General features: G+C 63.1%; 15 protein-coding genes. 11 read left to right on the top strand and 4 right to left on the bottom strand.

The features are described 5' to 3' along the window. Positions 1 to 478 precede the first annotated feature (478 nt). Positions 479 to 2,644: a primosomal protein N' gene (locus A8V01_RS10180; RefSeq protein WP_103095727.1), complete on the bottom strand. Its 2,166-nt coding sequence runs from the start codon at positions 2,642 to 2,644 to the stop codon at positions 479 to 481. A 79-nt stretch (positions 2,645 to 2,723) separates the two neighbouring features. Between A8V01_RS10180 and A8V01_RS10175 the strand changes: the two genes are divergently transcribed. From A8V01_RS10175 to A8V01_RS10140, 8 genes are all read left to right on the top strand, one after another. Then, positions 2,724 to 3,419 carry a DUF4197 domain-containing protein gene (locus A8V01_RS10175; RefSeq protein WP_245892409.1) on the top strand — a complete coding sequence of 232 codons (696 nt, stop codon included), beginning with the start codon at positions 2,724 to 2,726 and terminating at the stop codon, positions 3,417 to 3,419. 224 nt (positions 3,420 to 3,643) lie between these two features. Further along, complete coding sequence (gene fsa, locus A8V01_RS10170) at positions 3,644 to 4,294, top strand: fructose-6-phosphate aldolase (RefSeq protein ID WP_103095726.1); 651 nt, start codon at positions 3,644 to 3,646, stop codon at positions 4,292 to 4,294. A 186-nt stretch (positions 4,295 to 4,480) separates the two neighbouring features. Then, entirely contained in the window at positions 4,481 to 6,295 is a 1,815-nt protein-coding gene (gene cobT, locus A8V01_RS10165; protein ID WP_103095725.1) for a cobaltochelatase subunit CobT, read from the top strand. Positions 6,296 to 6,488: 193 nt separating this feature from the next. Then, the gene (locus A8V01_RS10160) at positions 6,489 to 6,998 is read left to right on the top strand and encodes a hypothetical protein (protein WP_170065888.1); all 510 of its coding nucleotides are present in this window, start codon (positions 6,489 to 6,491) and stop codon (positions 6,996 to 6,998) included. A 5-nt stretch (positions 6,999 to 7,003) separates the two neighbouring features. Continuing rightward, positions 7,004 to 7,549: a DUF2846 domain-containing protein gene (locus tag A8V01_RS10155; RefSeq protein WP_170065887.1), complete on the top strand. Its 546-nt coding sequence runs from the start codon at positions 7,004 to 7,006 to the stop codon at positions 7,547 to 7,549. 67 nt (positions 7,550 to 7,616) lie between these two features. Continuing rightward, positions 7,617 to 9,080 carry a cysteine--tRNA ligase gene (cysS, locus tag A8V01_RS10150; protein ID WP_103095722.1) on the top strand — a complete coding sequence of 488 codons (1,464 nt, stop codon included), beginning with the start codon at positions 7,617 to 7,619 and terminating at the stop codon, positions 9,078 to 9,080. Between the two features lie 134 nt (positions 9,081 to 9,214). Then, the gene (locus A8V01_RS10145; protein ID WP_103095721.1) at positions 9,215 to 10,153 is read left to right on the top strand and encodes a D-2-hydroxyacid dehydrogenase; all 939 of its coding nucleotides are present in this window, start codon (positions 9,215 to 9,217) and stop codon (positions 10,151 to 10,153) included. Between the two features lie 142 nt (positions 10,154 to 10,295). Beyond that, positions 10,296 to 11,972: an acetolactate synthase large subunit gene (locus tag A8V01_RS10140; protein WP_103095816.1), complete on the top strand. Its 1,677-nt coding sequence runs from the start codon at positions 10,296 to 10,298 to the stop codon at positions 11,970 to 11,972. A 46-nt stretch (positions 11,973 to 12,018) separates the two neighbouring features. Here A8V01_RS10140 and A8V01_RS10135 read toward each other — a convergent pair whose 3' ends face one another. Further along, positions 12,019 to 12,381, bottom strand: coding sequence for a hypothetical protein (locus tag A8V01_RS10135; RefSeq protein WP_103095720.1), 363 nt, complete (start codon positions 12,379 to 12,381; stop codon positions 12,019 to 12,021). Continuing rightward, positions 12,371 to 12,571, bottom strand: coding sequence for a hypothetical protein (locus A8V01_RS29200; protein WP_103095719.1), 201 nt, complete (start codon positions 12,569 to 12,571; stop codon positions 12,371 to 12,373). The genes A8V01_RS10135 and A8V01_RS29200 overlap by 11 nt, the downstream gene beginning before the upstream one ends. Positions 12,572 to 12,672: 101 nt before the next feature. Here A8V01_RS29200 and A8V01_RS10125 point away from each other — a divergent pair, with 101 nt between their 5' ends. After that, entirely contained in the window at positions 12,673 to 13,323 is a 651-nt protein-coding gene (locus tag A8V01_RS10125; RefSeq protein ID WP_103095718.1) for a S24 family peptidase, read from the top strand. Between the two features lie 65 nt (positions 13,324 to 13,388). After that, positions 13,389 to 14,045, top strand: a complete 657-nt coding sequence (locus A8V01_RS10120; RefSeq protein WP_170065886.1) for an MBL fold metallo-hydrolase — start codon at positions 13,389 to 13,391, stop codon at positions 14,043 to 14,045. 11 nt (positions 14,046 to 14,056) lie between these two features. On the opposite strand, the gene A8V01_RS10115 is transcribed toward A8V01_RS10120, so the two are convergent. After that, the gene (locus A8V01_RS10115; RefSeq protein WP_103095716.1) at positions 14,057 to 14,461 is read right to left on the bottom strand and encodes an MAPEG family protein; all 405 of its coding nucleotides are present in this window, start codon (positions 14,459 to 14,461) and stop codon (positions 14,057 to 14,059) included. A 161-nt stretch (positions 14,462 to 14,622) separates the two neighbouring features. Here A8V01_RS10115 and rpmF point away from each other — a divergent pair, with 161 nt between their 5' ends. Beyond that, the gene (rpmF, locus tag A8V01_RS10110) at positions 14,623 to 14,802 is read left to right on the top strand and encodes a 50S ribosomal protein L32 (RefSeq protein ID WP_103095715.1); all 180 of its coding nucleotides are present in this window, start codon (positions 14,623 to 14,625) and stop codon (positions 14,800 to 14,802) included. Positions 14,803 to 14,813 lie beyond the last annotated feature (11 nt).

The raw sequence follows: 14,813 nt of genomic DNA, 5'->3' as shown, positions 1-14,813 counted from the left end.
ATCGCAGGTGGGTTCGGGTCGGGGGCGCAGCAGCACAGCGTGCTCCCCCAGCCCGCTGACGGGGCGCGCATAGCGACGATACCGTTACAACGCAAGGTGCCCCTTTGGCTCTGGGGACAAAGGACAGGTAAGCGGTTTAAAAGCAAGCGCCGAGGTGCGTTCCTGCGATGCGGTGTGCAATGCCCGGTATGAACTTGAGCCCCGGTATTGCAGGGGTTTACCGAATCGGCGCAGCAATGCGCGCTTGCGCGGCGCTGTTTTACGGTGGTGCGGGCAATATGATCGGCCTGCGTCGTGGCTGGGCGCGACGGGTTCGACGGTGGAACCGCCTATGCGATATATTGTCTTGCCGGGAATGCCTGCGATGCCGGGCTTATGGGCGCTCTCTTCGCACGGCGGAGATTTTGCGTGCACGCAAGCGGCACCTAACGGCACCCAACTGGCACCCAGGCACACCAATAAGCCCTCGAGCGCGCGCTCACACGAAGGAATAAGGGTCGATGTCGATGTTTACACGCACCCCGCGAGGAAATTCCAGCGGCCCCAACCATTCCCGTATCGTCTTTTGCAGTTCGGCAGACCGGCGCGCATTGATGAGCAGGCGGAAGCGGTGCCGTCCGCGCAGCAGGGACAGCGGCGCGGGTGCGGGGCCAAGGACGAGCATGTCGGGCAGGTTGGGGGCGGTGCCGCCGATGGCGCGGGCGGCCGAGAGCGCTTCGGACTGGTCTTCGGAGCTGACGATGATCGCCGCCCAGCGACCGAACGGGGGGGCGCCGGCATCGCGGCGGGCTTCGGTTTCGGCGGCGTAGAAGGCATCGCGATCACCGTTGGCGAGCGCGGCGATCACCGCGGCCTCCGGGTGGCGCGTCTGGATCAGGACTTCGCCCGGCTTCTCTCCGCGCCCGGCACGACCGGCGACCTGTGCGATCTGCTGATAGGTGCGCTCTCCGGCGCGCAAGTCCCCGCCTTCGAGGCCGAGGTCGGCATCGACCACGCCGACAAGGGTGAGTTCGGGAAAGTGGTAGCCCTTGGTCACCAGTTGGGTGCCGATGATCACATCGACAGCCTTGTTTTCCGCCATCGCCACGAATTCGCCCACCGCATGGGGGCTGTTCATCGTGTCCGAGGTGACGAGGGCGGTGCGTGCTTCCGGCAGGATTTCGGCCACTTCGTCCGCGATCCGCTCGACGCCGGGGCCACAGGCGACAAGGCAGTCGCCGGTGCCGCATTCGGGGCAAGCTTCGGGCACCGGGGTTTCGTGGCCGCAGTGGTGGCAGGCCAGCCGCTTCGAGAACCGATGCTCCACCAGCCATGCAGTGCAGTTCGGGCACTGGAAGCGGTAGCCGCAGTTGCGGCACAGCGTAAGCGGAGCATAGCCGCGCCGGTTGAGGAACAGCAGCGACTGTTCGCCCTTCGCCAGCCGGTCCTTAAGCGCATCGACCAGTTTGGGCGCCAGCCACCGTCCGCGCTCCGGCGCTTCTTCCCGCAGGTCGAGGACGCGGATGTCGGGCAGCTGCGCGCCGCCGAAGCGCGATGGCAGGTCTATCTTGCGATAGACCCCTGCTTCGGCCAGCTGCATCGTTTCAAGCGCGGGCGTGGCGCTGGCCAGTACCACCGGCAGCCCCTCGAACTTGGCGCGCATCACGGCAACGTCGCGGGCGTTGTAGCGCACGCCATCGTCCTGCTTGAACGAGATTTCGTGCGCCTCGTCGACGACGATGAGCCCAAGGTTGGCGTAAGGCAGGAACAGGGCGCTGCGGGCGCCGACAACCACTTGCGCGGTGCCGCCGGCGATCGCCCGCCAGGCCCGCCGCCGCTCGCTGGACTTGAGCGAGGAGTGCCACAGGATCGGCGGCACCCCGAAGCGATGTTCGAAGCGGCGCAGGAAATTCTCGGTCAGCGCGATTTCGGGAAGCAGCACCAGCACTTGCCGCCCGCGTCTGAGTGCCTCAGCGACAGCTTCGAAGTAGCATTCGGTCTTGCCCGAGCCGGTGACGCCGTCGAGTAGGAAGGGCGCGAACTTTTCGGCGCGCACGGCATCTATGAAAATGTCAGCGGCATCCTGTTGCAGCTCGCTCAGGGTCGGCTGCGCGAATTCCGGGCGGGCAGGAGGGTAGGGGCGGTCGAGATCGACCGTCACCGCTTCCAGCAGCCCCGCGCCCACCATCCCGCGCAGTACGCCGTCGGAAACGCTGGCCAGTTCGGCCAGTTCGCGGATTGATCCCTGTTCGCCTTGCAGCGCATCGAGCGCGGCGGCGCGTTGCGGTGTGAGGCGGGCGGGTTCCGCCCCGGTCAGGCGATATTCCGTCGTCGTGCCGCCGCCGCGAAGGGCCGAGATGCTGCCCAGCGCCATGCGCGCCACCGACGATAGCGGCGCGCAGTAGTAATCGGCGGTCCATTCGATCAGTCGGCGCAGGCGCTCCGAGATCGGCGGCGCCGGCATCGCCCCAAGCAGCGGTCGCAGTTTCGATTCAGGCACTTCCTGCGTGCTCAGGCGTTCCGCTTCCCACACGATGCCAAGCACTTGACGCGGGCCGAGCGGGGCCACCACGATCGATCCGAATTCGATCGTCATCCCCTCTGGCACACGATAGTCGAGAACGCCGAGCGCGGCATTGAACACGAGGAGTCGGACACGTTGCATTGGCGTTCATATAGGCGCGGGCAGAGGCTTTCGTGAAGTCGGGCCATAATTTCAGGGGCCATTAAAGGAGTCGCGGACGATGAATGGGGGATCGGGTATGGAAATGACGGGAAGGCGTGCGGTTCTTGCAGGGTTTCTTGCCACCGGGGCGCTGGCCCTGCCGGGGTGCGCCACGATCGGGCGGCCCAGCCAGACGGACCTGATCGAAAGCCTGCTGATGCTTTCCAGCCAGCGCGCATTCGCACGGTTGACGCAGCCGGACGGTTTCTGGGACAGCCAGGTCGCCCGGATCAATCTGCCGGTGCTGTTCGGGCGTCCCGGTTCGGTGGCGCAGAAGGTGTTCCGCTCGCCGTTGTTCAAGGAAAAGCTGCAGCGCGAACTGAACCGCGTGGCGGAAGACGGCGCCCGCGTGGCAGCGCCGCTGGTCTATGATGCAGTGCGCTCCCTGACGGTGACTGACGCGCTGGCGTTGCTGCGCGGCGGCGATACGGCGGCGACCACGTTCCTGCGCCAGTCGATGGGATCGGGCCTTGTCAACGTTATGATCCCCGAACTGGACCGGGTAATGCGGGTGGCGGAAGACCCCATCCTCAATACCGCCGTCAGTGCGCTGGCCGGCGTGAACATGGCCGATGCCGCTCACGCCCTCGCGCTCGAAGCGGATAACGCCATCTGGTACGAGATCGGTGCGCAGGAAGCCGATATTCGCGCCCATCCCGAAAGTACCCACGATGCGGGCCTGATCGCGGCGCTGAAGGCGGCAAGCGCGCTGTAGGAGGGCTTCGACAACCTCAGCCTGAGGGATGCCGCGAAGTTCACCCTGCCGCCGCTCACCCTGAGCCCGTCGAAGCCGCCGCGCGCCGGGCGCTAACACGGGTGGCCCCGGCGCTGCGCATTCCTTATAGGGGCGGCCAGAATCGCCTGGGACCGACCGCCCGGGAACGATCGCACAAGATCTATCGCCGCCCTTGTCGCGGCACCGCTCAGGATATTCACGCCATGAAGTTTTTCGCAGACACCGCCGAAATCGCCGATATCAAGGAACTGGCCGACACCGGCCTGCTCGATGGCGTCACCACCAACCCCAGCCTGATCGCCAAGTCGGGCCGTGACTTCATGGAAGTCACCGCAGAAATCTGCAAGCTCACCACCGGCCCCGTCAGCGCCGAAGTCGTCGCGCTCGACCACGCCGGCATGATGCGCGAGGCTGAAATCCTGCGCAAGATCGCCGACAACGTCTGCATCAAGGTGCCGCTCACCATCGATGGCCTAAAGACTTGCAAGGCGCTGACGGGCGAAGGCACCATGGTCAATGTGACGCTGTGCTTCTCGGCCAATCAGGCGCTGCTGGCCGCCAAGGCGGGCGCGACGTTCGTGTCGCCCTTCGTCGGCCGTCACGACGACAACGGCTTCGACGGCATGGGCCTGATCAGCGATATCCGCCTGATCTACGACAACTACAACTTCGCCACCGAAATCCTTGTCGCCTCGGTGCGCCATTCGGTCCACGTGCTCGAAGCGGCCCGTATCGGCGCCGACGTGATGACCGCGCCGCCCGCCGTCATCAAGGGCCTGTTCAAGCACGTCCTGACCGAAAAGGGCATCGAAGGCTTCCTGGCCGACTGGGCGAAGACCGGCCAGTCGATCTGACCTGATCTTTCGACAGGCTCGGCATGGGCGGAAGCAGGGCTAAACCCTCTTGATTCCGCTCAGGCTGAGCCTGTCGAAGCCCCGGCAGGCAGGGCACGATGAAGCCCCGTCTGCTGCCGGCGCATTTTTGCCGTTCTCACATCGCCCATTTGAGCCCGCCGCCGCTATGCGCTAGGCGTTCCTGCGATGTCCGACGAATCCCCAGCAGACCGCTTCAAGTCCGTCCTCGCCGGCGCCTCGCGCGCCATTGCGCAGGAGGCGGAGATCGAAGTGAACTGGACCGCAGATGCGCCCAGTTCGACCGGCAGCACTTTCCGGGTGCCGATGCCCGGCCGCAGCCTTCCGCGCGCCGCCGCGATGCAGGCGCGCGGGTTTGCAGACAGCTTCGCGCTCAAGCTTCGTCATCACGATGACAAGCTGCACATGCGCAATTCTCCCGCCGACCCCACCGCGCGCGCGGCGTTCGATGCGGTGGAGATGGTCCGTTATGAAGCGCTGGGCGCGAACGCGTATGACGGCATGCGCGACAATCTCGATGCGGCGCTGCTCACCCGGATTGGCTCGGACCCTATCGCCCGCGCGGAAACGCCCGATGCCGTGCCTGTCCCGGCCGCGCTGGCGCTGCTTTTGCGTGAGCGTCTGACGGGGCAGGAAATCCCCGAAGTTGCGCGCCCCGGCGTGGAAATGGTCCGCAAGTGGATCGAGCGCAAGGCGGGCGGCGATTTCGATGCGCTGGCGCACTCGCTGGAAGACCAGAAGGCATTCCAGAGCCTGTCGCTCGACATGCTGCAGCACCTCGAACTGACCCGTGCGGAGGAAATCCCGCAGGAACCCACCGACATGGAAGACATGGACGGCGAGGAAGAAACCGAGGAGCAGGAAGAAGGCGGCGAGCAGGGGCAGGACCAGCAGCCCGCCGAAATGGCCGCCGAACCCTCGTCCGGCGACGACGAGGGCGAAAGCGAGGCCGAAGGCGAAACCTCGGACGATATGGAGGAAGGCGAAGACGGTCAGGAAGGCGAGGAGGGCATGCTTCCCGTCCGTCCGAACCGCCCTTGGACCGACATTCCCGACAGCTTCGACTACAAGGAATACACCACTCAGTTCGACGAAGTCGTCGGCGCCTCCGACTTGTGCGACGAGGAGGAACTGACCCGCCTGCGCGCCTATCTGGATGCGCAACTCAAGGGCCTGCAGGGCGTGGTGACCCGGCTCGCCAACCGTCTGCAGCGCCGTCTCATGGCGCAGCAGAACCGTTCGTGGGACTTCGATCAGGAAGAGGGGCTGCTCGATGCCGCGCGCCTTGCCCGCGTGGTCGTCTCGCCGGGGCAGTCGCTGTCCTACAAGATCGAGCGCGACGTGGAGTTCAAGGACACCGTCGTCACCTTGCTGCTCGACAACTCGGGCTCCATGCGCGGGCGACCCATCTCGATCGCGGCGATCAGCGCGGACGTGCTGGCCCGCACGCTGGAGCGCTGCGGCGTGAAAGTGGAGATCCTGGGCTTCACCACCCGCGCGTGGAAGGGCGGGCAAAGTCGCGAAAGCTGGCTGGCCAGCGGCAAGCCAGCACACCCCGGCCGCCTCAACGACTTGCGCCACATCGTCTACAAGAAGGCCGACGAGCCCTGGCGCCGCGCCAAGAAGAACCTCGGCCTGATGATGCGCGAGGGGCTGCTCAAGGAAAACATCGACGGTGAGGCGCTGCTCTGGGCGCACAACCGTATGCTGGCGCGTCAGGAAGACCGTCGCATCCTGATGGTCATCTCCGACGGCGCACCGGTGGACGATTCGACCCTTTCGGTAAACTCGGCGGGTTATCTGGAAGCCCACCTGCGCCGCGTGATCGAATGGATCGAGAGCAAGTCTCCGGTCCAGCTCGTCGCGATCGGCATCGGCCATGACGTGACCCGTTACTACCGCCGCGCAGTGACGATCATGGACGCCGAACAGCTTGGCGGCACGATGATCGAACAGCTAGCAGGGCTGTTCGAAGAGGAGTGAGATCATCACTGCCCTGGTGATACAAACATTTCACTTGCCTGAATTGCAGGATTTGACATTCATCGAGCATTGACGGCGCGGGGGGCGCCTGATCTCGGGGGTTATCTTGCGCTCGTTTGCCGGCATAGTAGTCGCGGCGTCCTGCTGTGCGGTTTTTCCTGCTTATGCGCAGCAGCGGGGGGCGGTTTTTCCCGTGCCTGCCGTTTCGTCATCAGCGTGCGAACGCGCCATCCCTGCGCTCACCCCGGTTCGTATCGAAATATCGGCCGATCTCGGCAGTGCGACCAGCCACTCTCTCGATGCTTTCCCGATCCGGCTAGCCGAAGCGATCGTGATCGATGGCGTGGAAATCGTTCCGGCTGGGGCAAAGGGACTGGGCGAAGTCGTTCATGCGAAGAAGGCTGGCGGCAGCGGAACGCCCGGTGAACTTGTGCTTGCGGCACGCTGGATCGATGCTTGTGGTCAGCGACTGAAGCTTCGCTCGATGAATTTTTCCGCTGCAGGTGCAGGGGCGATCGGCACCGTCAATGTAGTCAATGCCGTCTCAGCGGCGTCGATGCTTCCGATCGGCCTCATTGGCTTCGCCATTTCCGGGCGAAACGTGACGTATGCAAAGGGCACATTGGCATGGGCGAAAATCGCCGGAGCCGTGCCGTCGCCTTCTCCAGCCACAATTCAACCAACCGACCTCGAGAAAAGGTAAAGGTCATGATGCGCAAGATTCCTGTTTCGTTGACTATCCTGGCTGCAGCAGCGTTGGCGCCTGTTGGCGGGCCTGCTCTTGCGGCTGAGGACAGCGCGCCTGTCGCAATTCCTGCGCCGCCGGCCGGCAAGGGACAGATCGTATTTTACCGGACCGGCACCATCATGGGCGCCGCGATGGGATGTGCAGTCAATGAAAACGGCCAGAAGATCAGTTCCCTGGGGTCGGGGCGCTATTTCGTTCTGGTGACTGAGCCCGGACGTCACGAATACACAGTCAAGAGCGAAGCCAAGGACGTTCTCGCCCTTGAGGTTGAAGCGGACGAGACCCAGTATGCCATGTGCCGGATCAAGATGGGCATCATGGCAGGTCGCCCTGATCTGCGTCCGTCGACACGCGATGAATTCGTGAAGTCAGGCACCGACCGTATCGTCGATGCCGAAGACATGGGCCCGGCCCCCGGTGCCCTGCGCCCAGAAGAATTGAAAGCGGCTGTGGCAGCGACGCCTACTCCTGCGGAAGTGACCGGCGAAGCCGCTGCGGCGTCCTGAAACGCCTGCTGCCGTCTATAGGCCTCACGCTTGACCTTTCATGCGTGAGGCCTAAGTCGTCGCCGCCATGACCGACGCACCTTCTCTCACGCTGTTCAACAGCCTGACCCGCAAGCTCGAAGCGTTCGAGCCCGTTCATGCCGGAGAGGCGCGGGTCTATACATGTGGGCCGACGGTCTACAACTATCCCCATATCGGCAACATGCGCGCCTATGTCTTTGCGGACGTGCTGGGGCGCACGCTAAGCCATAAGGGTTACAAGCTTACCCACGTCATCAACATCACCGATGTCGGCCACCTTACCGACGACGCCGACGATGGTGAGGACAAGATGGAGAAGATGGCGAAAGCGCAGTCCCAGTCCATCTGGGACGTCGCCAAGCATTACACGCAGGCCTACTGGGCCGATATCTCCGCGCTCAACATTCGGCAGCCCGCGAAGTGGTCGATCGCGACCGACTATGTTCCCCAGATGATCGAATTTGCCGAGAAGATCGCTCCAAGGCATTGTTATGAATTGGAAAGTGGACTCTATTTCGATGTTTCGACGGTGGCCGATTATGGCCGCCTTGCCCGTTCCGTCACGGACGAAGGGGAAGGGCGCATCGAGGCGGTAGCGGGCAAGCGCAACGCCGCCGACTTCGCGATCTGGCGCAAGACCCCCGCGGGTGAGAAGCGGCAGATGGAATGGGATTCGCCCTGGGGACGGGGGGCGCCGGGCTGGCATCTGGAATGCTCGGTGATGAGCGGCGACCTGCTGGGTTTCCCGTTCGATATCCACACCGGCGGCATTGACCACCGCGAGATTCACCACCCCAACGAAATCGCCCAGAATCAGGCGTTCTGCTGTGGTCCGGAAGATTCCTGCAGCCTCGACGCACCGGCAAATTCGGGCGCCAAGGTGTGGATGCACAACAATTTTCTTGTCGAACGATCGGGCAAGATGAGCAAGTCATCGGGCGAATTCCTGCGCCTGCAACTGCTGATCGACAAGGGCTATCACCCGCTGGGCTATCGCATGATGTGTCTGCAGGCGCATTATCGCAGTGAGCTGGAATTCTCCTGGGAAGGTCTGGCCGCCGCGCTGGTGCGGCTCAAGCGCATGATCATCGTGGCCGAACGCCTTGCCGAAGTGGAGCCGGGGGAGGCGTTTCATCCCAAACTGGCGCCGATGCTCGAAACTTTCGAGAAAGCCATCGGGGAAGATCTCAATACCGCGATCGCGCTTACCGCGCTGGAGGATGTGCTGGCAGCCAAGAAGGTCGATCCTTCGGCCAAGCGCGCCGTTGTCGAGAAGATGGATGCTGTCCTGGGTCTCGACCTGTTCGGCACGTCGCGCGCCGATTTGCGCTTGCGCCCCAAGGCGGCAGTGATCACCGAGGCGGAGATCGAGGACGTGCTGGCCGCCCGAAAGCAGGCGCGCGCCGACAAGGACTTCGCCACTTCAGACGCGCTGCGCGATGAACTTGCGGCCAGGGGGGTAGAGGCGATGGACGGCGATCCGCTTGGCTGGGAATGGAAGCTGGGCTGAGCACCCGCTTCCGACTGTTGCCTGCAACGCAAGGGCGGATGCCGAACACGCCCTTGTTTTCGCCCGATTATGCGCCGAGGCTGCCGGGGTCTTGTAACCGGCCGTGGTCGGCCGGGCGTAATCGGAGTGCCCCCATGACCGTCGCCCTCATCAATGCCAGTTCCCGCCCGTTGCTGGAAGGGAAGCTGCCGGAAGGCGTGGAACCGCTGTGGTTCGAGGGTGCCGATCAGCTCATGGCGCTGGCGCCGCAGGCGGAAGTCGCCTGGCTTGATATGATCGCGCCGCCTCGGGCGAAGGAGGCGATCGCCCTGATGGCCGGGCTCAAATGGTACTGCGCCATGTCATCGGGTGTGGACTGGCTGCCGCTCGACCTGTTTCGCGAACGCGGGGTGCGGCTGACCAACGGTGCGGGGATTCACGCGCAGTCGGTATCCGAATATGCGCTGATGGGCATGTTGACGATGGCCAAGGGCTGGCGAAAGGTCGTGCGCGCGCAGGACCGGCACGAATGGCTGACGGAGCCGCCGGGCAAGCGCGAACTTCTCGATGCCGAAGTGCTGGTGATCGGTGCGGGAGAGATCGGTGCAAAAATTGCGCAGATGCTCGACGTGTTTGGCGCGAAAGTCACCGTGGCGCGCCGCAGTCCGGGGAAGGGAGAGCTGGGTCAGGGCGAATGGCAGGGCGCGCTGGGCCGGTTCGACTGGGTGGTCCTGATTGTGCCCTCCACGTCGCAGACAACCGGCATGTTCGGGGCTGCGCAGTTCGCCGCGATGAAGCCGGGGGCGGTGCTGGTGAACTTCGCGCGCGGCACGGTAATTGATCAGGACGCCTTGCTGACGGCGATCGATTCGGGGCATCTGGGCGGCGCCTTTCTTGATGTGACGACGCCCGAGCCGCTGCCCTCCGATCATCCGCTGTGGTCGCGGGAGAACGTGCATATTTCCATGCACTTGTCCGGTAGGGCTCAGGAAGGTTTGCTGCGGCGGGGCGCGGCGCGCTTCCTTGACAACCTTGGCCGCTACCAGCGCGCGGAGCCGCTGGCGCATCAGGTCGATCTTTCGCACGGTTACTAGCCCTGCTTTGCCGTGGCTGATATTTTCTACCGCACGGCTGATTAATTCATCAGGGACGGGCCTGAACCAAATCGCGTATCAGCCTCGTCCAATACGGTCGCACGACAGGCTGCGGCACCGAAACTAATGGGGAATGCGGATCATGGCTGAGAGCGACAAGCGCAAGGCGTCGGACCTGTTCATCGAATGTCTCGAACAGGAAGGCGTCGAGTATATCTTCGGCGTGCCGGGCGAGGAAAACCTCGACTTTCTGGATTCGCTGTCGCGCTCCAAGCAGATTAAGCTGATCCTTACGCGCCATGAACAGGGCGCGGGCTTCATGGCGGCGACGTATGGGCGTCATACCGGCAAGGCGGGCGTCTGCCTGTCCACCCTGGGGCCGGGGGCGACGAACTTCGTGACCGCCGCTGCCTATGCGACGCTGGGCGGCATGCCGATGCTGATGATCACCGGCCAGAAGCCGATCAAGAAGTCGAAGCAGGGCCGTTTCCAGATCCTCGACGTCGTCTCAATGATGCAGCCGATCACCAAGTATGCGCACCAGATGGCCTCTTCGGACAACATCCCGAGCCGCGTGCGCGAAGCGTTCCGTATCGCCGAGGAGGAAAAGCCGGGCGCGTCGCATATCGAACTGCCCGAGGATATCGCGGACGAACACACCGATTCGCGGCCCGTGCCGCGCTCCATCGTGCGGCGGCCCACGGCGGACGTGAAGTCGATCGTCCAGGCGGTTGATGCGCTGCAGACAGCCAAGCGTCCACTGCTGGTGATCGGGGCAGGCGCGAACCGCAAGATGACCAGCAAGATGCTGAGCGAGTTCGTCGAGAAGACCGGCATCCCGTTTCTGACGACGCAGCTTGGCAAGGGCGTGATCGACGAGCGGCATCCCAAGTTCCTGGGCTGTGCGGCGCTGTCTTCAGGCGATTTCGTTCACCGCGCGATCGAGGATGCCGACTGCATCGTCAACATCGGCCATGACGTGATCGAAAAGCCGCCGTTCTTCATGCACAATGACGGCAAGCGCGACGACGGGCTGGTGGTTATCCACGTTTCCACCAAAACGGCGGAAGTGGACCCGGTCTATTTCCCGCATATCGAGGTGATCGGCGATATCGCCAACGCCATGTGGCAGATCAAGGAAGCGATCACGCCGTCCACCCGCTGGAACTTCGATTCGATGCTGCGTTATCGCGCGGCCGAGGTGGAGCACACCGCAAAGCTGGCTGCGGACGAGCGTTTCCCGATCTTCCCGCCGCATGCGGTGAAGCAGGTGCGCGATGCGCTACCCGACGATGCGATCGTCTGCCTCGACAATGGTGTCTACAAGCTGTGGTTCGCGCGCGGCTATTGCGCGGTGAAACCCAATACGGTCCTACTGGACAACGCGCTGGCGACGATGGGCGCGGGCCTGCCTTCCGCGATGGCAAGCGCGATGGTCTATCCGGATCGGAAGGTTTTCGCGGTCTGCGGTGATGGCGGCTTCATGATGAACAGCCAGGAGATGGAGACAGCGGTTCGCCTTGGTCTCAACCTGACGGTGCTGATCCTGAACGATAACGCGTATGGCATGATCCGCTGGAAGCAGGCCAACATGGGTTTTGCCGATTTCGGGTTGAACTATGGCAACCCGGATTTCGTGCAGTACGCACAAAGCTACGGCGCCAATGGCTACCGGGTGGAGAGCGCGGAGCACCTCAAGGAATTGCTGGTGCACTGCCGGGATACGCCGGGCGTGCACCTGATCGATTGTCCGGTCGATTATTCCGAGAACGACCGCATTCTCAACACCGAGATCAAGGAACTGTCGCGAGGACTTTGATCTGAGGGTTCGTCCCCGCCGCGCGCCGGCGGGGACGAACTTGCCTTCAGAAGTCCTGAAGCACCAGCAGCTCGACCTCCAGTGTCATGCGGGCGGGCGCCTGCGTTTGCTCCACTGAGGTCACTGCGGCGTCGGCGACGATGTGGCGAGGCACGGTGAATTCATGATCCGGCAGGAGCGTCATGAACGCTTCTCCATGCGCCACGGCGGCCGCGCCATCGAATGTAAGTGCAACCGTGTGCCGTGCGCCGGAAAATGTCGCGCTGGCCCAGTCGCGTTCGGAATGCCTCAGGAATTCGGCTGAAGGGCCGGCAAGGTTGAGCACTTCCGAAAGCAGGCGAAGCCATGGTCCGCGTGCGCGGCCAGTTGCGAAGGGAAATGAGGTTCCACGTACAAGTTCAGACTGCATGGCGGTTTTCTCCCGGACCCTTAAGATAAGTGCTCATGAATTGCTCGACTCGTGTCGCTGTATCTTCGCGAGGGATTCGGCCGTTGCGCAGGTCTGCAACGAACCGGGGATCCTGAGCGGCGAGCCGACCAAACTTGGTCCAAGGCATGTCCGTTTGGCGTAGAAAGCGCTCGATCTGGCGCAACAGCATCCTGGCTTGTCCTTTCCTGTAGGATTTCTCTTGATGTTTTTGTTTTGTTCCGATCTTAATCCTACATGTCTAGGAAATTTCCTACGGATGTGGGTTATAAAATGGTAAGCGATCCTGCGCGGTTAAGGCTGTTGGCACTTGCTGACGAGCGGCGGGTGAGCCTCGCCAGGCTCTCCGCGATGCTGGGCAAGAACTCCAGTTACCTTCAGCAGTTCATTCGGAAGGGCAGCCCTCGCAAACTGGAGGAGCAGGACCGGGGAATGCTGGCGCGGTTCTTCGGCGTGGACGAATCCGAGTTGGGTCAGCCGAAGGAAAATTCCTTTGCTCCCTTCCGGCCGGAGCAAAGTCCCACCTGGGTCGATGTTCCGCGCCTCGCTGTCGGCGCATCTGCAGGGCCGGGGATGACACCAGAGGCGGAGCTGGCTTTCGATACCATATGTTTTTCGGGCCGCTGGCTGCGCTCGATGGGACTTCAGCCGGACCATCTTTCGACGATCGTGGTCAGCGGCGACTCGATGGAGCCAACCTTGCGTGACGGGGATGAGATTCTCGTGGATCGTACCCTGCGTGCGCTGCGCGACGGCATCCATGTGGTGCGATCGGGTGATAGTCTTTTGGTCAAGCGGCTTGATGCTTCGCGTTCAGGGCATGTCGTCCTTATCAGCGACAACCCGGCCTATCCGCCGGTGACGTGTGACGCCTCTGAAATCGAAGTGATCGGTAAAGTGGTCTGGAAAGGCGGGCGCATCTAGCCCGGTTGCATTCACGCGACCTTGCAGCCATTTCCGGTGATATGACGCAAGGATCCGAACAGCAGATGCGCGTGGGTATCATTCCCGTCACGCCGCTCCAGCAGAACTGCTCTCTTCTGTGGTGCACGGCCACGATGAAGGGCGCGCTTGTAGACCCCGGAGGCGACCTGCCCAAACTGAAGCAGGCGCTTGAGAAGACCGGGGTGCAGCTTGAGAAGATTCTCGTCACCCATGGCCATCTCGACCATTGCGGGCAGGCGGGCGTGCTGGCCAAGGAACTGGGCCTACCGATCGAGGGGCCGCAGGAGGAAGACCGGTTCTGGATCGCGCAGCTCGATGACGATGGGCCGCGCTGGAACATGGAAGCCCATACCTTCGAGCCCGACCGCTGGCTTGAGGATGGGGACAAGGTGACCGTGGGCGAACTCGAACTCGACGTTGTCCATTGTCCGGGACACACGCCGGGACATGTCGTGTTTCATCATGCTCCCAGCAAATTCGCGATGGTGGGCGACGTGCTGTTCCAGAACGGCATCGGCCGGTGGGACTTCCCGCGCGGCAACCTCGACGACCTGCTTCATTCAATCACGCAGAAGCTCTGGCCGCTGGGCGATGACGTCACGTTCGTGCCCGGACACGGCCCGGTGAGTACGTTCGGGCAGGAGCGCCTGACCAACCCTTATGTTAGCGACGATGCGATCAGGCGCGGGTTGCCGGTCTAAAACTGGTCGGTCTAGAATCGCCCGGCCGCGATCAGCACCGCCGTTAGGGCGAGTCCCAGCAGTGTCAGCGCGGAGATTATGAATCCGGCTGCTCGCAGTGGAGATTTCTCGGGCTTGTCCATGCCGATGCCGTGGGCGATCCGCGCGAGCATGTAGAGCCCCCCGACGATCGCCAGCCAGTTGCCGTGTTCCGCTCCGCCTTTGCCGGAAAATTCGATCGCGGCGACCAGTATCAGGACGAACGGGGCGCTCTCTCCATAATTGGCCTGAGCGCGCATACGCCGCAGAAGTACGGGATTCTCGCCGTCACCGTGCCATACCTTCGCAGACATGCGCGCCTTGCCGGTGCGGACTGCCAGCCACAGGGCGATCAGGCCGGCAGCGGCGGACATGCTGAGGGTGGTCTGCAGAATCATATAGGCGTACTCCCGTTTGGTGACGGCTTGATGGTGGAGGGAGTAACGGGTTGCAACTCACGAGAAATGGGTTATAGGCGCGCCTTCGCAAGCCGCCGTGTCCTCTGACGGTCACCGGCGGCCTTTTTGACAGAAACGTATTTGCAGGAACAGGTGCCGAAATGGCTGTCCCTAAAAGAAAGACGACCCCCTCCCGCCGGGGCATGCGCCGCAGCCATGACGCGCTGTCGGTTGAGGCATTCCACGAGTGCCCGAATTGTGGCGAACTGAAGCGCCCGCATAACCTGTGCAACGCTTGCGGCCACTACAATGGTCGTGAAATCGTCGCGGTCGAAGTCTAAGACTTAGATCC

Source organism: Novosphingobium guangzhouense (assembly GCF_002896965.1).
GTDB lineage: Bacteria > Pseudomonadota > Alphaproteobacteria > Sphingomonadales > Sphingomonadaceae > Novosphingobium > Novosphingobium guangzhouense.
The sequence above is the reverse complement of the archived record's forward strand: the minus strand, read 5'-3'. Positions and strand labels throughout refer to the sequence as shown.